The sequence below is a fragment of the Halobaculum sp. MBLA0143 genome, from assembly GCF_041361465.1.
Classification (GTDB): Archaea; Halobacteriota; Halobacteria; order Halobacteriales; family Haloferacaceae; genus JAHENP01.
This window is the reverse complement of sequence record NZ_JBGKAC010000001.1, coordinates 640560-658628: the sequence shown is the minus strand read 5'-3', so window position 1 is coordinate 658628 and position 18069 is coordinate 640560. Positions and strand designations below refer to the sequence as shown.

Genomic DNA, 18069 nt, shown 5'->3' with positions numbered 1-18069 from the left:
ACCGCCCAAGCGTGTCGTAGTGGCATCCCGACAGGGCGGCCCCGACACCGACGGCGTGTCGGCCACCGACTCACACGGCGTGTCGCTCACGAACGCCCCCGCCGACCCCGCCGCGGCCACCGACCGCCGACAGGCGGCGTCGGTGCCGCCCCGGGAGCCGTCACGGTACGCGCAGACGGACCACTTCCGACGTCGTCTGCGCCAGACCGGTCGGTACCTCTCGCTCCCGCTCGTCGCACACACGATTCGAGAGGGCCAACTCCGATTCAACTCCGCCGACGGCTGGCGGTTCGCGGCCGTGATCGACGGCGTCAGACTCGTCACCGTGGTCAGCGACACCGGGACGGACTCGCCGGTCCTCGTCACCGGCTGGACGGAGGTGGCCGACCGTGAGACCGCACTCGCACGCGACCGTTGGTCGCGGCTGGACGTCGAGACCATCACGCTCCGGTCGGCGCTCGCGTCCGAGAGCGACCGTCAGTGTCCCGGCGAGATCAGGCCCCGGACGGTCGCGCGACCGTTCGAACTCGGCGACCACCGCGTCAGCACCGCGTCCGGCGACGGCTTCGTGGAGTGTCACGACTGTGGCGGCCGCTTCCGGTCCAAGCGTGCGCTCGTCGAGAAGAGCTGTCGCCGTTAGTCGGCGACGACGACCCCCCACCACCCCGTGGGGTCGCCGTTCAGCATGTGTTCGGGGACGAGCGGCGCGGGGACCGGTCGGAACCCGCCGGTTCGCATCGCCGACACCCCGGAGAACGTCTCCACCGGCCGCCCGGCGTAGTCCCGCACCCTGATCCGTTTGTCCGCGTCCCGCTCGTAGGCGTACGGGAACCGCTCGCGGGGCGGACAGTTCAGCGCGTCGACACTCGACAGCACTGCCAACGGCTCGCCGTCGGCACGCAGTTCCAGCCGCCCGTCCGTCGAGTCCTCCTCCGTCAGCTCCGGCGGGAGCGACGCCGCCGTCTCGCGCCACTCCACCGCCGTCCCGGTCGGGACGGCCGCGTAGCCGCCCTCCGCCAACGGCACCCGGTCCGGGCCGGTGTAGAACAGCCGACCGTTGTCGTCGGCTCTGACACCGACCGGCGCCGACAGGATCGACTCCACCTCGGCCGCCACCCGGTCGTCCGGGACGAGGAACACGGTGCCACGGTCGTGTTCCTGGTTGGTCCACAGCCGCGAGAGGACGGTCGTCGGGTCCGCCTCCGCCAGCGGCTCCAGCCCGAGCGCCCGCGAGGGGCCGAACGGCGGGTCCGCCTCCGTCCCCGGCACCGCGACCCCAGGAGGCTCCCCGCCGTCCTCGGGGCGAGAGACCTCGTAGCCGCGGCGGCGACACTGTTCCACGCCCGCCGCCAGGAGTGCGTCTGTCATGCCGTCGGGTACGAGCGCCGCGGGCTTGTGGGTTCCGCCGGGGGTGTCGGGGATTCGAGTCGAGCCGTTACTCGCTGCCCGACTCGCCCGCCAGCCGCTCGATTTTCCGGCAGAGGCGCGCGTACAGGTCGGGCGCACAGTACCACCCGGCGTCGACCATCTCGTCGACCGTCTCGCGTGCCGTCTCCCCGTCGAGTTCGCCGTGTTTCAGCGCCGATAAGACCAGATACGCCGTTCCTCGTGTCGGGACTCCCTCGGCGCTGGCGGCGTCGCGGCCGTACTGTTCGTCCATCACCGCGGTCGCGTCCGCGTCGGCGGCGACTGCCAGCACCGCCGCGTCGGGGTCGCTCAACCGTCGGTTCTCACGGAGCCGTTCGCGGGTCTCCGTCTCGGGGGTCGGGACCGTCGGTAGTGTTCCGTCCTCGACAGCCCGTTCGACGCGCCGCGCGTCCGGGTGGCCCGCCTCGCGGCCGACGACCACGACCTCCTCGTACACCGACTCGGGAACGACACACCGTTCCGGGACGCTGTCGAGAACGCCGACTCGCTGTGTCTTCCCGAGATAGATCAACGGTGTCGCGTCGAGAACGTACATTCACAACGCGTCGAGATCGGCGTCGAGGCCGTCGCCGCTCACCCAGGTCACGTCGTGTTTCTCCGCGAGGCGAGCGAACTCCCACGGCGACACGTCGGCCAACTCCGCTGCACGGGTGAAGCTCACCTCACCCGCATCTAACTGTTCGAGCGCCCGCTGTCTCCGCCACTGCTCCAGCCCGTCCGCGAGGAGCCGGCGGACGGCCGTGCTCTGATCGAGCTGTTCTGCGTCGAGGTACGTCTCCAGTTCGGACTCGATCTCCTCGGGGAGACGCGCAGAGACGGTTCCCATGTTGTATACTGTGTAGACGACGTATACAAACGCTTCGGCTGCCGTCGGCGACGGCGACTGTCGCTGTCGGCACAGGGGACGCGAACCCGGTGCAAGCCGAACACACCCCATTTACACCCCGACCGCCAACGACACACGATGACCGACGACGACGCGACGGATCTCTCTCTCGACGAACTGTACGACACGGTGGAGGCGGCCGGCAGCCCGGTCGTGACGGCGACGACCGTGGCCAGAGAGACGGGGCGCTCGCAGGCCACGGCTACCGAGGCGCTGGACGAACTCGCGGCCGACGGCGACGTGGCGCGGGTGGAGACGGACGCCGACCCCGTCGTCTACTACCCCCAGTCGTGGGGCGACCTCGCCGACCGCGAGCGGCTCGTCGTGTTCCCGGACCGGCGGGAGATCGTCGCCGACAGGCCCACACAGTACACTCGAGCGTCGCTGGCGCAGTTCGCCCACCTCGTCGACTCCACGCGGACGGAGCCGGGGACGCGGGGCTACCTCTACGAGATCCGCCCGGAGGACGTCTGGGCGGCGCCGTTCGACGAACTCGACGCCCTGCTGGACCGGGTACGGTCCGTCCTGCCGCGCCAGGTGCCGGACCTGGAGTCGTGGATCGGCGAGCAGTGGAAGCGCGCCAACCAGTTCGTCCTCGACACCCACGAGGACGGCTACGTCGTGCTCCGGGCCGACCGCGAGGAGCTGATGGGCAACGTCGCCCGCCAGAAGCTGGCCGACGACCACCTCCGGGCGGCCATCTCCGACACGGAGTCGTGGGTGAACGAGGCGGCCGTCGGCGCGATCAAGCGCACGCTGTACGACGCCGGCTACCCCGTCCGCGACGACCGTAATCTGGAGTCCGGAGAGCCGCTGACGGTCGAACTGGAGACGGAACTGCGCGACTACCAACGGGAGTGGGTCGACCGGTTCCTCGAACGCCAGTCGGGCGTACTCACGGCGCCGCCGGGCTCCGGGAAGACCATCGCCGCCATCGGAGTGTTGAGCGAGGTGGGCGGCGAGACGCTGATCCTGGTTCCCTCGCGGGAGCTCGCCGGGCAGTGGCACGACGAACTGCTGGCACACACCGACTTAGACGACGATCAGGTCGGGGAGTACCACGGCGGGCGCAAGGAGGAGCGGCCGGTGACGATCACCACCTACCAGACCGCCGGGATGGACCGTCACCGCTCGTTGTTCGACTCTCGAGAGTGGGGACTGTTGATCTTCGACGAGTGTCACCGGCTGCCGTCGGACGTGTTCCGCCGGACGGCGGACCTCCAGAGCCGCCACCGGCTCGGCACGACCGCCTCCGCCGTCCGCGAGGACGACCGCGAGGAGGAGATCTTCACCCTGATCGGTCCGCCCCTGGGGACGGACTGGGGGGCGTTGTTCGACGCCGGCCACGTCGTGGAGCCGGAGGTGGAGATCCGGTACGTCCCCTGGGACGAGACGGCCGAGACGGAGTTCGCGGCCGCAGACCGCCGCGAGCAGCGCCAGATCGCCGCGACCAACCCCGCGAAGGTGGGCGCCGTCCGCCGGCTGCGCGAGGCCCACCCGGACGCCCGCACGCTCGTGTTCGTCGACTACCTGGATCAGGGTCGAGACCTGGAGGCCTCGCTCGGCGTCCCGTTCGTCTCCGGGGAGACCCGCCACCGCGAGCGGGAACGGCTGTTCGAGCAGTTCCGGCAGGGGGAGTTGGAGGCGCTGATCGTCTCCCGGATCGCGGACGAGGGGTTGGATCTCCCGAACGCGGAGCTGGCGATCGTCGCGTCCGGGTTGGGCGGGAGCCGCCGGCAGGGCACACAACGGGCCGGTCGGACGATGCGCCCGTCCGGGTCGGCGCTCGTGTACGTTCTGGCGACCCGCGGGACGACCGAAGAGGAGTTCGCCCGCCGCCGGATGCAACACCTCTCCGAGAAGGGGATTCGGGTACGAGAACGCACCGTCGAGTAGTTACTTCGGCCGGGCGACGACGGCGAGGTGGTCGTCGTGGTACGGCTCCAGACGGGTCTCCGCCAGGATCTCGTACGTCTCCCGCAGCTCCGCTCGCACCTCCTCGAACACCGCCGCCGGCTCGCGGGCCACGTCCTCGCTGCGGGCCTTCACCGCGAGCACGAGCCGGCCGTCGTCGGCGAGGAACTGCGCGTTCCGGGCGGCGACGGCCGCCTGGTCGCGGGTCGCCACGTCCTGGATCACGGCGTCCACGCCGCTCTCGACGACGTGTGCGTACGTCGCCGGCTCGCGGGCGTCTTTCACGAGCGGGAACAGTCGCGGGCGGCTCTCACACACCGTCAACAGGTCCCGGACCGGCCGGGCGGCGAACTCCACCGCGTACGTCCGGCCGGCGAAGTCGGCGACGTGGCTCACGGTCGTCCCGTTGGCGGCCCCCAGATACAGCACGGTGTCGTCGCCCGCGAGGCCCGTGTCCAGGCCGGCCTCGAACGTCGCCGCCAGCTTCGACCGGTGGGGGTCCCACGCCCGCCAGTCGCCGTCCGTCGGCTCGCCGTAGACCGGCTCGCCGCGGGTCGCCAACGACTCCGTGCCGTCGAACGGCCGACGACGCACCCCCGCCGGGAGGTCGTCGTCAGTCACCGTCACCACCCCGGCGGGCGCGGATCGTCTCGATCCGTTCGTCCAGCTCTGCCTCCAGTTCCGGCCGTCTGTCCCCGCTGTAGTGGTCGATCCGGGCGGCGATCGTGAGCTTGCCGGCGAGCGCCCGGGCGGCCGACCCGCGCTCTGCGGGGTGGGTGTTGCGGACGTAGTCGTGCGTGTAGATCACGCCGTGTTTCGGCGACGGGGCGTCACCCCGGAGGTGCGCGAACAGGGCGTCTTCGGCGCCCAACACCTGGAGTGTCCCGGAGGGCTTCTTCGCCAACGACTCCAGCCCGCCCGACAGCGAGAGCAGTCGCGCCGCGAGCGTCGGCCCCGCAAGCGCGGCGAGGTTCGGCGCCACCGCCGGCGCGTTGTCGGCGACGGACGCCTCCAGCCGCTCGGCCTCCTCGTGGAGGTCGACGACCCGCTGGGCCAGCGAGACGGCCCGGGTCTCCGCTGGGCCGTCTGGCTCGCGGGCCGCCAGTTCGCGGGCGTAGGCGACACCGGCGTCTGCGTCCTCTGCTCGGGTGTCGTCTGTGTCGTCCAACTCGAACAGACTGCCGCCCCACTCCGCGACCCGCTCGGCGAGTTCGTTGGCCGTCCGGCGGGCGTCGTCGGCCGCCCGGACCGCGTGGATCAGCTGTCGGTCGTCCGCTCGCTCCCGCTCCCGGACGGTGTCGCGGGCCGCCGACAGCGTCGCCGCCCGCAGCGCCGTCTCGTAGTCGGCCTCGTCGTCGGCGACGCCCGTCTCGACGGCCAACGCCGGCCAGTCTGCCGGCGCCGCCGCCGTCCCCTCGCGCACGGCGGCGGCGCGTTCCGTCTCCCCGTCGGCGGCGAACCAGGCTGCCGCCGCCGGATCGTCTCTGTCGGTCACGCTCGGTGCGAGCGGGCGACGGCAGTAAGCGCTGTCGGCTCCGGGTTCACGAGTCGTCGCGGTCGGCGACGCCCGTCTCCCCGGGTATCGTCTCGTCGCCCCGCTCTCGTCCGGTCACCGTCTCGTCGTCCGCCGTCTCCTCTGCCTCCTCCCGCGTGTTTACCGCCAACACCGGGGCGTCGGCGTGTCTGATCGCCCGCTCCGTCGTCGACCCCAGCAGGAACCGACTCACGCCCGTCCGGCCGTGAGTGCCCATGACGATCAGATCGACGGGGTTGTCGTCCGCGTACGACAACACGTCGCGAGCCGGGAACCCGTCGACGACAGTCGTCGTCGCCGACAGCCCGGCCTCGCGGACGCGGTCGGCGATCCGTTCCGTCGCCGCTTCGCCAGCCTCGTGGAACTCGTCGGACGGGTCCACCGCGACGGTCGCCCCGCCGGTCGTGTTGGACACGTCGACGACGTTGAGCACGTTGACCTCGGCGTCGGCGATCTCGGCGAACGCGATCGCGTGAGGGACACTCGCCTCGGCGGCGGGGCTCCGATCCGTCGGCAACAACACCCGGTCGAAGCGCCCAGGCTCCGGCGCCGGACCGTCGTCGTCGTCGTACGCGTGGGCCGTCAACACCGGGACGGGCGCCCGACGGACGACCTGTTCGGTGACGCTGCCGGCGACGTAGCGGTGGATCCCGGTGCGACCGTGGGTGCCCATCACCACGAGGTCGGCGTCACAGTCGACGGCGTCGTCTAGGATCGCCGTCGCGGGGTCGCCGTCCAACACCGCCGTCTCCAAGTCGGCGTCGTCGGCCCGCTCTCGGACGGCGTCGAGCGCGGCGTTCGCCTCGTCGGTGAGCTGGTCGCGGAACTCCGAGCCGACGCCGCCGGCCCCGAACACGCCCGCGGCGCCCTGGACATCGACCACGGAGACGGCCCGGACGGTGGCGTCGAACGCCCGCCCCAGCGTCAACGCGTGGTCGGCGGCGCGACGCGAGTGAGAACTGCCGTCGGTCGGCATGAGGATCGTCTCGTACACACCCCGGCTTGTGCCACCAGCGTGGTCAATCCTCGGGTGGTGTCGGCGGTCAAGACATTCTTACGGAGTGGCGACCGAGTGGTGGAGTTACCTGCCGGGGTCGGCTGTGTCGACGGGTGAACGACACGAGTCTCGACGCCGCGCGCGACGAGTTCCTCGGCGACGGCGAGACGACCGACACCCTCGCCGGGCTCGAACGCACACACCCCGTTCGTGGAGGTGTTCGGCGAGCCCCCCGACGAGGTCGGCTTCGGGTTCTTCGGGCCGGCGCCGGCGTCGCCGACCGCGCGCCGCGAGACGGCCGCCGAGTCGCGAGGCTCAGTCGTCCGCGGGCACCGCGGCCGACCCGTGGTCCACCTCCGTCCCGAGGAGGTCGAGGAACTGTGCGATCCACTCCGGGTGGTCGGGCCACGCCTGGCCGGTGACGAGGTTGCCGTCGGTCGTCACCTCGTCCGTCCAAGTGCAGCCGGCCGCCTCCACCTCCGGCTGGAGTGCCGGGTAGGCGGTCGCCTCGTAGCCGTCCAACACGCCGGCGGCCGCCAGGATCTGCGGGCCGTGACACAGCGCCGCGACGGGCTTGTCCGTCTCGAAGAAGTGTCGCACCGTCTCCAACACCGCGTCGTAGCCGCGGAGGTACTCCGGCGCCCGGCCGCCCGGGACGACGAGCCCGTCGTAGTCCGCCGGGTCGACCTCCTCGAACGTCGCCGTCAGCTCGAAGTCGTGGCCGCGTTCCTCCAAGTACGTCTGGTCGCCCCGGAAGTCGTGGATCGCGGTCTTGACGACCTCGCCGCTCTCCCGTTCCGGACAGACGGCGTCGACCTCGTGGCCGACCGCCTGGAACGCCTGGAACGGCACCATGATCTCGTAGTCCTCCCCGAAGTCGCCGACGATCATCAGGAGCTTCTTGCCTGCCATACCCGACGTGTCTCCCGGACTGGATTTAGTCTCTCCGGCCGGCAGTGACGACGCTCTCGGGCGACGGGGTGAGCGAAGCACCTTTGACCGTCTGGCACCCACAATAGACGATGGCAACAGACGAGGCCGGCGACCGTGGGCTGACACGGAACGGCGCGGTGATCGCGCTCGCGCTGGCGGCCCTCGTGGCCGCCGGACTGGCGGGCGTCGGCATCGCGGCCCCGAACGCCCCGACCGGCGACACGATCCTGAACGACACGGCAGACCGCTACGAGTCGGCAGAGTCGATCGTCGGCGCGGCGGTCGTCACTGTCGAGAACGACACGACGACCAGCGAGTACGAGGTGTCGTTCGCGGCGACCGGCGACAACGAGTCGCGGGTGTCCGTGACCGGCGACAACGGTACCTACGTGTTCGGCACGAACGGGACGGTCGCCTGGGTCCACGACGAGGCGACCGGCTTGACTCGGGTGTACGACGAGTCCGAGGTGGAGGCGAAGTCCGAAGAGCGCCGTGCGGCCTGGGAGGAGAACACCTCCTGGGACGCGAGCGACCGCGCGAAGCTGTACGACTGGAGCCGAGAGAACGCGACGGTCGAACGGATCGGCACGGAGACCGTCGACGGCACCGAGGCGTACGTCGTCCGGGTGACCCCGGCCGACGACACCGAGGGTGAGCTGACCGTCTGGGTCACGACGGAGGACTCGACGGTGGTGCGCCAGGAGCTGGCCGGGCCGAACGGGACGGTCGTCGTGGACGTGACGCGGACGGAGTTCGACGCTTCCGTCGCCGACAGCACGTTCCAGCCGCCGACGGACGACGCTCCGACCGTCGGCGAGACCGTCGAGTCGCTGGACGCGCTCAGGCAGACGACCGACCTGACGCTGCCGGCCCCGACCGACGACCGGTTCGCGTTCGACCGCGGGTCGACGGTCGCGTACGGCGACAGCGTCGTCGCGGTCCAGCAGTACACCGGGCCGGCCGACCTGACCGTCGTCACGACTGACGCCGACCGGGCGCCCGGCGAGACCGCATCCGCCGAGAACGTCACGGAGACGACCGTCGCCGACACGACCGTCTCCGTCGCCGAGACGGACCGCGGACTGGCCGTCTGGTGGACCGAGGGAGACACCCGTTACGGCGTGGTCGCGGACACGGACCGCGAGACGCTGCTGGCCGTCGCGGCAGATCTGATCGAGGGCTGACAGTTCTCTCCCGGTTTCCGAAAGACGTAATCGCTCCACGGGAGACGTGACGGTGTGACCACCGACACGGACGCGGACCCCTACGACCTGCTCACCCGGCGGGCCACGGAGGGCATCACCGACGAGGAGCTGCGCGCGCTCGCCGACGACCCCGAGGGGAAGCGGGCGTACGTCGGCTACGAGCCGTCCGGGGTGCTCCACCTCGGGCACATGCTGACGGCGAACAAGCTGTTGGACCTCCAGGCGGCCGGGATGGAGGTCGTGATCCTGCTGGCGGACGTCCACGCCTACCTCAACGACAAGGGCAGCTTCGAGGAGATCCGCGAGACGGGCGAACGGATGCGCGAGCAGTTCCTCGCGTACGGGTTGGATCCGGACCAGACGGAGTTCGTCTACGGCTCGGAGTTCCAGACGGACGAGGAGTACGTGCTGGACCTCCACGAACTGGAGCTGTCGACGACGCTCAATCGTGCCCAGCGCGCGATGGCGGAGATCCAGAGCGGCGACACCGCGAAGGTGAGCCACGTCGTCTACCCGTTGATGCAGGCGTTGGACATCGAGTACCTGGATCTGGACCTGGCGGTCGGTGGGCTGGACCAACGGAAGGTCCACGTCCTCCACCGCGAGGAGATCGAGAGCTTGGGCTACGAGTCGCGGCCGTGTATTCACACGCCGATCCTGGCGGACCTCGGGACCGGCGTCGGCAAGATGTCCTCCTCGTCCGGGGTGACGATCTCGATGGAGGACTCGGCCGGAGACATCGAGTCGAAGGTGAACGACGCCTACTGCCCGCCGACGCGGGACCCGGAGCCGACGGACGACGGGGAAGAACGAGAGAACCCCGTGTTGGAGCTGTTCCAGTACCACGTCTTCCCGCGGTTCGAGACCGTCGAGATCGAGCGCCCGGAGGAGTACGGCGGCAACCTCACCTACGAGACGTACGAGGGGCTCGCGGAGGCGTTGGAGTCCGGTGACCTCCACCCCGCGGACGCCAAGCCGGCGCTCGCGTCGTACCTGGACGAGCTGATCGCGCCCGGACGAGAGAAGATCCGGGCGCGGGAGTGACGAGGCGCTACGCGAACCCGAACTGTGCCATCAGTCCGTCGAGGAGCCCCTTGACCACGAGAGCGACGCCGGCGAGGGTCAACGCGAGGCCGGCGGCCACGAGCGGCGCGACGTAGGCGACGAGACCGAGCCCGGCGAGAGCCAGCAACAGGCCGACCACGCCGAGCGTCCCGAGACGTTTCAGCATACCGGAGCGTCGTCGCCGGCGGTCAAAACGTCCGCGGTCTGGCGCCGCCGGCTCGGCTCCACCGGCTTTATGCCCGGAGCGGGCCAACGGCCGACGATGAGCGACGGCGAGTCAAACGGGCGCAGGAACCTCCGGATGCCAGACGACGACGAGGTGTTCGCCGAGGTGACGAACATGCTGGGCGCCAACCGGATCCAGGTTCGCTGTGTCGACGGCGAGGAACGAACCGCTCGAATTCCCGGCCGGATGCAGAAACGCGTCTGGATCCGCGAGGGGGACGTGGTGCTCGTCGAGCCGTGGGACTGGCAAGACGAGAAAGCCGACGTGACGTTCCGCTACGAGAAGAACGAGGCCGACCAGCTCCGCGACGAGGGCCACATCCAGTAGCCCGTCGCCGGGCGTCAGCGCCACCAGACGCCGTCTCTCCTCTCGCCCGTGTCAACTGGTAGCGACTGTCACGGCCGGGGCCACCTCTGCCGGACCCGACGGAGTCAAGCCGCTCGCGCCCGAATGGGTGGTGTGGACGCGACAGAGATCCGCCCGGCACTAGAGCAGTTCGAGGGGACGGACGAGCAGCGTCGCGTGGTGGCCAGACAGGCCCGCGATCTGGCGGACGCCGGCCGACTCGCCGACGACCGCGGGACGCCGGTGACCGCCGACGGAATCGCCGACGACCTCGCAGACGCGCCGGACGGCTCCGACGTGGTCGAGCGGTGGAACTGGTGGATCGGCTCGTTGGAGACCGCCTACGGCGGCTACGAGCAGTTCGGCGTCCGGGCCGTCGGCGACGAGACGGACCTGAACGCGTAGCGACACCCGGGACCACCACTCATTTGACCGACGGGGCGGTACACCGCTCGATGAGCGACAGGTCGACCTCGTGGCTGCCGTCGCCGCCCGCCCGGCCGTCCGTCCCCCGGTACGTCGCCCCGCTGCCGGCGTGGCTGGAGTCGGTCGGACTCCGGTTCGCGCTGCCGATCGTGGTGGTCAACCTCGTCGGAACGGCGTTCGGCTTCTGGTACTACGGCTTCCACCCGTTGCCGCTCTCGGACCCGCCGATCGTCTGGCAGTTCGCGGGCACGCCGCCGGCGATGTGGGTGTTCGTGCCGGACAGCCCGGTGGCGACGGGGTTCATCGCACTCGCCTTGGGGCTGTGGCTCGTCGACCGCCAGAACGACTACGTCACCGCCCTGGCGTTTCTCGGGTGTTGGAAGCTGGGGCTGTGGACGCCGTTCGTGCTCGTGGCGTTCGCAGACGGCTTCCTGGCGACGACACCGCTGCCGATGTACCTGTTCCTGTTCGTCTCGCACCTCGGGATGGCGGTGGAGGGGTTCCTGTTGTACCGGGTCTCGACGTTCCCGCGCCGGGCGGTCGCCGTCGCCGTCGGGTGGTATGTCCTGAACGACGTCGTCGACTACTTCCTGCCGATCGTCGGGACGCCACACCACACGCTCGTCCCCGGGCAGGCCCGGCTGGCCGAGGGGTTCGGGTTCACCCACCCGTCGCCGACCCACGAGATCGCCGCAGCCGGCGCCGTCTTCCTCACTGTCACCGGCGCCGCGCTCGCGCTGGCGACCGCACGGAGCCGCCCACAGGGCTAACTCTCTCGGGCTGTTCCGTCCGGCCGTGAGCTACTACGACGCCGTCGCCGACCTCCCGTTCGTCGTGGAGTCCGTCGCCCTCGAACGACGGAGCAGAGACACCTCCTCCGGCTTCGAACGGGTGACGACGACCGTCAGTCTCCACGGTCCTGGTGACCGTGGTCGCGGCGAGGACGTGTGTTACGACACCGACGACCACGACGCGTTGTTCGACGACCCCGCCGCGGGGACGGTCGCGGTCGGGTTCGACGAACTCGTCGGCGAGTGGACGGTCGACGAGTTCTCCGACCGACTCGCCGAGATCGACCTGTTTCCGACCCACGAGCCCGAACGGGCGGCCGCGCACCACTACCGCCGGTGGGCCTTCGAGAGCGCGGCGTTGGACCTGGCGCTGCGGCGGGCGGACACGAGCCTGGGCGAGCAGTTGGGGCTGACGCCGGAACCCGTCCGGTTCGTCGCCTCGATGCGGTTGGGCGACCCGCCGACGACGGAACGGGTCGACACCACCACGGACCACGCCCCCGGGGTCGAGTTGAAACTGGATCCGACGAGCGACTGGACGCCGGCGTTGATCGACGCCCTGCCGGCCGACCGGGTCCGAGTGGTCGACTTCAAGGGCCACTACGACGGCACAGTCGTCGACCAGGAGCCGGACCCGGAGCTGTACGAACGGGTGTTGACGGCGTTCCCGGACGCCGTCGTGGAAGACCCCGCGGTCGTACCGGAGACGGAGGCGTTGCTGGCCGACGAGGCCGACCGGATCGCCTGGGACGCCCCCGTCGAGAGCCTCGCCGACCTCCGTGAAGCCCCGTTCGAGTCGGCCTGGCTCAACGTCAAGCCCTCGCGGTTCGGCAGCCTGGAGTCGTTGTTCGAGACGCTGGCGTGGGCCGACTCGGAGGGTGTGGAGCTGTACGGCGGCGGACAGTTCGAGTTGGGGGTGGGCCGGAGCCACGTTCAGACGCTGGCGTCGCTGCTGTACCCGACCGGGCCGAACGACGTGGCGCCCGCAGCCTACAACGGTGAGACGGTGCCCGAACGGCTGCCGGCGAGTCCGTTGGCGCCGTCTTCGGGGGCTCTCGGACTCGACTTCTAGCCCCGGGGCCGCAGCGTCCTCTGGGGTCGTGCCCGCAGCGTCTTCCGGAGTCGGACGCGCAGCGCCGCCTACAGTCGCGCCCGCAGCGTCTCGTTCATCGCGTCGACCGGGGCGTCGCGGCCGGTCCACCGCTCGAAGGCGGCGACACCCTGGAACAACAGCATCCAGGCGCCGTCGACCGTCTCCGCGCCGGCGGCGGCCGCGTCTCGCAGCAGTCGGGTCTCCAGGGGGGTGTAGACGGCGTCCAACACCGCGAGGTCGGCGTGGAGTGCAGCCGCCGGAACGGGGGTCTCGTCGGCCTCCATCCCGACGCTCGTGGCGTTGACGAGCACGTCCGCCTCGGCGATTCGGTCGTCCACGTCCGACAGCGGGCCGGCAGACAGCGTGGCCGGCACCGCCGGGTCCAGGTCCGCGACCAACGCCTCGGCGCGCGACAGCGTCCGGTTGGCGACGTGGACGCTCGCGGCAGACTCCCCGAGCGCGGCCGTCGCCGCTCGCCCGGCGCCGCCGGCGCCGACGACGACCGCCCGCACGTCCGACAGCGACACGCCGGCGTGTTCGAACGCCCGCCGCACCCCCGCCACGTCGGTGTTGTCACCCGTCGGCGGCGACGTGGCGAAGTCCACCGTGTTCACGGCACCGACGCGACGAGCCCGCTCCGTCGGCTCGACTGCCGGCAACACCTCCTCTTTGAACGGCACCGTCACGTTGAGCCCGGCGACCCCCAGGTCGACGGCGGCCGCCACCGCGTCCGTCGCCGACGACGGCTCGAAGGTGACGTACCGGGCGTCGACCCCGGTGGCCTCGTAGCCCGCCTCGTGCATCGGCGGCGACAGCGAGTGCTCGACCGGGCGCCCGATCAGCGCGTACACGTCCATACCGACACCGCGGGCGGGCGCCACTAAGTCGCGGCGGTCACCGTGCCGCCGTGTGGCACTGACCGACACGCCCCGCCACGTCGGCGGGTAGCAGCCGGCGACGAGACGGGGCACGGCGGCGACGGATCAGGGGGCTTATGTGGCGACCTACCCGGAGAGGGAGGTATGTTTCACGCGACGGGGGTCGGGCTACAGCTGAACACGGGGTGGGACGCGATCACGACCGCCCTCTCCGGCGGCGCCGGAGTGAAGATGCTCGTTGGGTTCGTCCTGCTGTACGTGGGTGCGGAGGCGTTGGTCAAGGGCGCCTCCAGTTTCGCGACGGACGTCGGAATGCGGGCGGCCATCGCCGGCGTCACCGTGGTCGCCTTCGCCACGACCGCGCCGGAGTTGGCCGTCGCCGTGTTGTCCGGGCTGAACTTCGGGGAGACGCTGGGGTACGGCGCCATCGTCGGCTCCAACATCGCCAACATCGGGCTCGTGCTCGGCGTGTCGGCGCTCATCACGCCGTTGGAGGTGTCGGACGAGACGGTCCGGCGCCACCTCCCGTTCATGATCCTCGCGGCCGTCATGTTCGTCGGGATGGGCGCAGACGGCGCGTTCGGCCGCCTCGAGGGTGCGTTGTTCGGGGTCGCGCTCGTCGTGTTCACGGTCGTCCTGATCAGGACGAGCGACCCGACGGAGTCGGACGTGATCGAGGGGATGGACGAACTGGAGGAGTCGGACGACGACGACGCCGTCGCCGTCGACGGCGGCGTCGCGGTCGTCACCGACCGACTCCCGTTCCGGCTGCGTGACGTGGCGTTCCTGGTCGTCGGCCTGTTGTGTCTCGTGATCGGGGCTAGACAGCTGATCCAGGGCGGGCGGACGACGCTGTACTACATCGGTGCCGGCGACCGGTTCGTCGGGCTCACCGTGTTGGCGCTCGGCACCTCGCTGCCGGAGCTCGCGGCGTCCGTCGTGTCGGCGGTTCGCGGGAAAGACGACTTCAGCGTCGGCAACGTCGTCGGCTCCAACATCTACAACATCCTCGCCGTCGTGGGTGTGCTCGTGTTGATCGCCCCCTCCTCCGTACCGGCGGCGATGGTCCAGACGGACTTCCCGTTCCTGATCGGTGTGACCGGGGTGGCGGCCGCGTTGTTCGTCGCTCGCGGCCGGATCGGCCGTCCGGAGGGTGTCGTCCTGTTGGGTTGTTACGGGCTGTACGTCGCACTCCTCCTGTAGCCGCCAAGCACAACACATACGACGGAGCCTGCTCACCACCGGACGATGAGTCGAGGCTTGCGTCACCCGCTCGTGGCGGTTCTCTTCGGTGTCGTGTCGACCCTCCCGTGGGTCGGGTCGTGGGCCACGGGGGGCGCGGCCGGGTTCGCCCCCGTGACGGTCGTTCTCGTGGCCGGGCTGGCGGTGCTGGGCGCGTCGTTCCTCCTGGCGTGGGGCGCAGAGACGGCCGAGAAGGACGTGCCGCGGGCGTTCGCGCTGGCGGTGTTGGCGGTGCTGGCGGTCGCGCCGGAGTACGCCGTCGACGCGCTGTACGCCTGGCAGGCCGGCGCGGGCGATCCACAGGCCGGCAACCTCGCCGTCGCCAACATGACCGGCGCGAATCGCATTCTGATCGGGCTGGGGTGGTCCGGGATCGCTATCTTCTCCATCCTCCGGGCGCGTCGCTCCGGCGGCGACGACGCCGGCGCGACCACGAGCTACGTGGAACTGGACCGCGGAATCGCCACGGAGATCCTGTTCTTGTTCCTCGCTACGATCTTCGCCTTCTTCGTCCCGTTGGGCGGCGGCATCGGCGGCGTCGACACGCTCGTGCTCGTCGGACTGTACGTCGGCTACATCGCCGTGATCCTCCGGGGAGACGTGGCGGAACACGACGAACAGGTGGGGGTGCCCGCCTACCTCCAACAGTTGCCGCGTGGCCCCCGGGTGACGGCCGTCCTGACCCTGTTCGCCTACTCCGGGTTCCTGATCTTCACCGCCGTCGAGCCGTTCGCACACGGGTTAGAGGAACTGGGGCTCGCGCTCGGCATCCCGGAGTTCTTTATGATCCAGTGGTTCGCGCCGTTGGCCAGCGAGTCGCCGGAGCTGATCGTCACGGCGTACCTCGTCGACAAGGCGCGCTCGACCGCGGCGTTCAACGCCCTGATCTCCTCGAAGCTGAACCAGTGGACGCTGCTGATCGGGACGCTCGCGGTCGTGTACAGCGTCTCGCGCGGACAGTACGGCGTGTTGGCCTTCGACCTGAAGCAGTCGGCGGAGATCTGGCTGACGGCCGCACAGAGCCTCTTCGCGCTGGCCGTGCTCGTCGACTTCCGGATCTCCGTGCCCGAGGCGCTGGCGATCCTCGTGTTGTTCGTCACCCAGGTCGTGGGTGAGTTCGTCGTCGTACAGACCGTCGGAGAGTCGGCGACCGCGAGCCTGCTGGGCGTAGAGACCACCTACTCCATCTGGCTGTTGGCCGGGTACACGGTCGTCTACGCTCTCGCCACGCTCGGGCTGGTGGTGGTCAGACGCGACGACTTCGGCCGACTCGGCCGACTCACCGTCCGGGCAGTCCGTGGCGAGAGTCTCGCGGCAGACGGGGGTGGAGCGGAGTGACCGCCGAGAACGACGGCAGCGACGACAGCGGCGAGGCACCCGTCGCGGTCGTCGTCTCCGAGGCCGACCGGGCGTCCGAGCACGTCGGCGAGCAACTGCTAGATCTGGGCGAGTGGGAGACGCACGAGGACGGCGACCGCCCGAGCGACCAGGGGGGTGGCGTCTACCACCGCGCCGTCGACACGGTAGTTCCCCTGGAGGTGCGGACGTTCGCCGACCTCCACCTCCGGCTCGCGGCGCCCGGAGACGCCTTCTCCGCGACGCCACGACTGCTCGTGTTCGCGTCGCGTCACTCCGGCGACACCGGCCGGCTCCTGACGTGTCACTTCACCGGGAACTTCGGCGACGCGGAGTACGGCGGCGACGACCGCGCGTTCGCGCCGGCGGCGCCGGGGGTTCAGCGGGACCTCGTGGCCGCGTTCGACGCCTACGCGCCCGAGGCGTACGGCGTCGGCGTGGAGTGTACCCACCACGGCCCGACGGACGTGTCCGTGCCGTCCCTGTTCGCCGAGCTCGGGAGTGACGAGGCGGCGTGGGACGACCCCGCGGGCGCCGCGGCGGTCGCGCGGGCGATCCGGTCGCTGGCGACGGACGCCGTCACGGGGTCGGCGGCGTCGCCCGCGGTCGGCGAGACACCCCGGCACCTGCTCGGCGTCGGCGGCGGCCACTACGCCCCGCGGTTCGAGCGAGTCCTCCGGGAGACGGCCTGGGGCGTCGGTCACGTCGCCTCCGAGTGGCAGCTGTCGGAGCTCGGCGACCCCGAGGCGAACGTCGACACGCTCCGACGGGCGGTCGCCGCCAGCGACGCCGTCGCGGTGCTCGCGGACGCCGGCGGCGACGACGCCGTCGACGCGCTCGCCGACACCGACGCCGGCGTCCGGGTCGTCTCGGAGACCTGGGTGCGGACGGTCGACGACCGAGCGCTCCCGTTCGTCGACGCCGTCGAGTCTGCGCTCCGGCCGGTCGCAGACGGGCTCCGATTTGGCGCCCGACGCACCGACCCGGACGGGTTCGCCGTCGTCGAGCTACCGACGGAACTCCTCTCGGCTGCGCGCCGCGTCGACGCCGAGGCGGCCCGTGAGGTCGTGTTCGACCACGCCGTCGCCGTCGAGACCAGAGAGAACGGCAACCGCGTCGGCGACCGGGCCGCCCTCCCGGACGGGAGTGACGACGTGACCGCCGCTACGGCGTACGACGCCGTCGTCGACGCACTCGTGACGGTGTTGCGCGAAGGGTACGACGAGGTCGAGCGCGCCGAGGGGACGGTGACGGCGACGAAGACGTCGTTCGACCCCGCCGCGGCCCGCGAGCGTGGCGTCCCGGAGGGGCCGGCGTTCGGTCGGCTGGCGAACGGCCAGCCCGTCGAGGTCGACGGCGAGACCGTCACGCCGGGGGCCGTGTCGACGACGGAACGGGAGACGTTCCCCGTCGACCGCGACCTGTGACGGGACGCGACCCGTGACGGGCCGCGGTTCGTGACGAGTTGCAGCCTGTGACGAGACGCGAACGGCGCGTTCCCGAACTGCGGGAACCGGAGTGAAGGGATTAGTCGGTGTAGACGAACCGTCGGCTATGGTGAAGACGAGCTCACTCGCGGCGCTGGGGCTGGTCGTGGTCGGTCCCGCGACGCTGTACGCGCTGGCGGTGTTGAGTAGCTCGGTGACGGCCGTCTCGTCGGCCGTCTCCGTGGCCGTCGTCGTGGCGTCGCTGTACCTCATGTTCGGGGGCAGCGAGGAGACGAACGAGGACGGCCACGCGCTGTGACGGG

Annotated in this window: 21 protein-coding genes; 12 read left to right on the top strand and 9 right to left on the bottom strand. The window is 70.8% G+C overall.

The genetic code is table 11. From position 1 onward, the window contains the following. The first annotated feature begins 19 nt into the window (after positions 1-19). Entirely contained in the window at positions 20-640 is a 621-nt protein-coding gene (locus tag RYH79_RS03445) for a hypothetical protein (RefSeq protein ID WP_370896257.1), read from the top strand. Here RYH79_RS03445 and RYH79_RS03440 read toward each other — a convergent pair. The 3 genes from RYH79_RS03440 to RYH79_RS03430 form a co-directional block, all read right to left on the bottom strand. Continuing rightward, entirely contained in the window at positions 637-1368 is a 732-nt protein-coding gene (locus tag RYH79_RS03440) for a hypothetical protein (protein ID WP_370896255.1), read from the bottom strand. The two genes, RYH79_RS03445 and RYH79_RS03440, sit on opposite strands and share 4 nt — an antisense overlap. A 67-nt stretch (positions 1369-1435) precedes the next feature. Beyond that, positions 1436-1963, bottom strand: coding sequence for a PIN domain-containing protein (locus RYH79_RS03435; RefSeq protein WP_370896253.1), 528 nt, complete (start codon positions 1961-1963; stop codon positions 1436-1438). Beyond that, on the bottom strand, positions 1964-2254 hold the full coding sequence (locus tag RYH79_RS03430) for a hypothetical protein (RefSeq protein WP_370896251.1): 291 nt from the start codon (positions 2252-2254) through the stop codon (positions 1964-1966). Positions 2255-2392: 138 nt separating this feature from the next. Here RYH79_RS03430 and RYH79_RS03425 point away from each other — a divergent pair, with 138 nt between their 5' ends. Next, entirely contained in the window at positions 2393-4210 is a 1818-nt protein-coding gene (locus RYH79_RS03425; RefSeq protein WP_370896249.1) for a DEAD/DEAH box helicase, read from the top strand. Here RYH79_RS03425 and RYH79_RS03420 read toward each other — a convergent pair whose 3' ends face one another. The 4 genes from RYH79_RS03420 to RYH79_RS03405 all read right to left on the bottom strand — a co-directional run bounded on the left by RYH79_RS03420 (position 4211) and on the right by RYH79_RS03405 (position 7671). Continuing rightward, the gene (locus RYH79_RS03420; protein WP_370896247.1) at positions 4211-4858 is read right to left on the bottom strand and encodes a fibrillarin-like rRNA/tRNA 2'-O-methyltransferase; all 648 of its coding nucleotides are present in this window, start codon (positions 4856-4858) and stop codon (positions 4211-4213) included. It lies immediately after the preceding gene. Further along, the gene (locus RYH79_RS03415; RefSeq protein WP_370896245.1) at positions 4842-5723 is read right to left on the bottom strand and encodes an NOP5/NOP56 family protein; all 882 of its coding nucleotides are present in this window, start codon (positions 5721-5723) and stop codon (positions 4842-4844) included. The genes RYH79_RS03420 and RYH79_RS03415 overlap by 17 nt, the downstream gene beginning before the upstream one ends. A gap of 46 nt (positions 5724-5769) precedes the next feature. Continuing rightward, entirely contained in the window at positions 5770-6756 is a 987-nt protein-coding gene (locus RYH79_RS03410; protein ID WP_370896243.1) for a universal stress protein, read from the bottom strand. Between the two features lie 318 nt (positions 6757-7074). Further along, on the bottom strand, positions 7075-7671 hold the full coding sequence (locus tag RYH79_RS03405) for a DJ-1/PfpI family protein (protein WP_370896241.1): 597 nt from the start codon (positions 7669-7671) through the stop codon (positions 7075-7077). A 110-nt stretch (positions 7672-7781) separates the two neighbouring features. Here RYH79_RS03405 and RYH79_RS03400 point away from each other — a divergent pair, with 110 nt between their 5' ends. Together RYH79_RS03400 and RYH79_RS03395 are read left to right on the top strand one after the other, a co-directional pair. Next, positions 7782-8876 carry a LolA family protein gene (locus RYH79_RS03400; protein ID WP_370896239.1) on the top strand — a complete coding sequence of 365 codons (1095 nt, stop codon included), beginning with the start codon at positions 7782-7784 and terminating at the stop codon, positions 8874-8876. Positions 8877-8930: 54 nt separating this feature from the next. Further along, positions 8931-9941, top strand: a complete 1011-nt coding sequence (locus RYH79_RS03395) for a tyrosine--tRNA ligase (RefSeq protein WP_370896237.1) — start codon at positions 8931-8933, stop codon at positions 9939-9941. A 7-nt stretch (positions 9942-9948) separates the two neighbouring features. Here RYH79_RS03395 and RYH79_RS03390 read toward each other — a convergent pair whose 3' ends face one another. Continuing rightward, a complete protein-coding gene (locus RYH79_RS03390) occupies positions 9949-10128 on the bottom strand; it encodes a DUF7470 family protein (RefSeq protein ID WP_370896235.1) in 180 nt (59 codons plus the stop codon). 96 nt (positions 10129-10224) lie between these two features. Here RYH79_RS03390 and eif1A point away from each other — a divergent pair, with 96 nt between their 5' ends. From eif1A to RYH79_RS03370, 4 genes are read left to right on the top strand one after another with little or no spacing between them, the layout of a single operon-like run. Then, positions 10225-10515 (top strand): translation initiation factor eIF-1A, encoded by a 291-nt coding sequence (eif1A, locus tag RYH79_RS03385; RefSeq protein ID WP_370896233.1) that lies wholly within the window; start codon positions 10225-10227, stop codon positions 10513-10515. Between the two features lie 48 nt (positions 10516-10563). After that, positions 10564-10938, top strand: a complete 375-nt coding sequence (locus tag RYH79_RS03380) for a WNWW family protein (RefSeq protein WP_489753346.1) — start codon at positions 10564-10566, stop codon at positions 10936-10938. 50 nt (positions 10939-10988) lie between these two features. Continuing rightward, positions 10989-11729 carry a DUF1405 domain-containing protein gene (locus tag RYH79_RS03375; RefSeq protein ID WP_370896229.1) on the top strand — a complete coding sequence of 247 codons (741 nt, stop codon included), beginning with the start codon at positions 10989-10991 and terminating at the stop codon, positions 11727-11729. A 25-nt stretch (positions 11730-11754) separates the two neighbouring features. Continuing rightward, a complete protein-coding gene (locus RYH79_RS03370) occupies positions 11755-12822 on the top strand; it encodes an enolase-like domain-containing protein (protein ID WP_370896227.1) in 1068 nt (355 codons plus the stop codon). A 68-nt stretch (positions 12823-12890) separates the two neighbouring features. On the opposite strand, the gene aroE is transcribed toward RYH79_RS03370, so the two are convergent. Then, positions 12891-13700 carry a shikimate dehydrogenase gene (gene aroE / locus RYH79_RS03365; protein WP_370896225.1) on the bottom strand — a complete coding sequence of 270 codons (810 nt, stop codon included), beginning with the start codon at positions 13698-13700 and terminating at the stop codon, positions 12891-12893. 165 nt (positions 13701-13865) lie between these two features. Here aroE and RYH79_RS03360 point away from each other — a divergent pair, with 165 nt between their 5' ends. From RYH79_RS03360 to RYH79_RS03345, 4 genes are all read left to right on the top strand, one after another. After that, positions 13866-14924 carry a calcium/sodium antiporter gene (locus RYH79_RS03360; RefSeq protein ID WP_489753345.1) on the top strand — a complete coding sequence of 353 codons (1059 nt, stop codon included), beginning with the start codon at positions 13866-13868 and terminating at the stop codon, positions 14922-14924. Between the two features lie 45 nt (positions 14925-14969). Continuing rightward, positions 14970-16301: a sodium:calcium antiporter gene (locus RYH79_RS03355; RefSeq protein WP_370896223.1), complete on the top strand. Its 1332-nt coding sequence runs from the start codon at positions 14970-14972 to the stop codon at positions 16299-16301. Beyond that, positions 16298-17746, top strand: a complete 1449-nt coding sequence (locus RYH79_RS03350) for a D-aminoacyl-tRNA deacylase (RefSeq protein ID WP_370896221.1) — start codon at positions 16298-16300, stop codon at positions 17744-17746. Before RYH79_RS03355 ends, RYH79_RS03350 begins: the two co-directional genes overlap by 4 nt. 127 nt (positions 17747-17873) lie before the next feature. After that, positions 17874-18065 carry a DUF8131 family protein gene (locus RYH79_RS03345; RefSeq protein WP_370896219.1) on the top strand — a complete coding sequence of 64 codons (192 nt, stop codon included), beginning with the start codon at positions 17874-17876 and terminating at the stop codon, positions 18063-18065. Positions 18066-18069 lie beyond the last annotated feature (4 nt).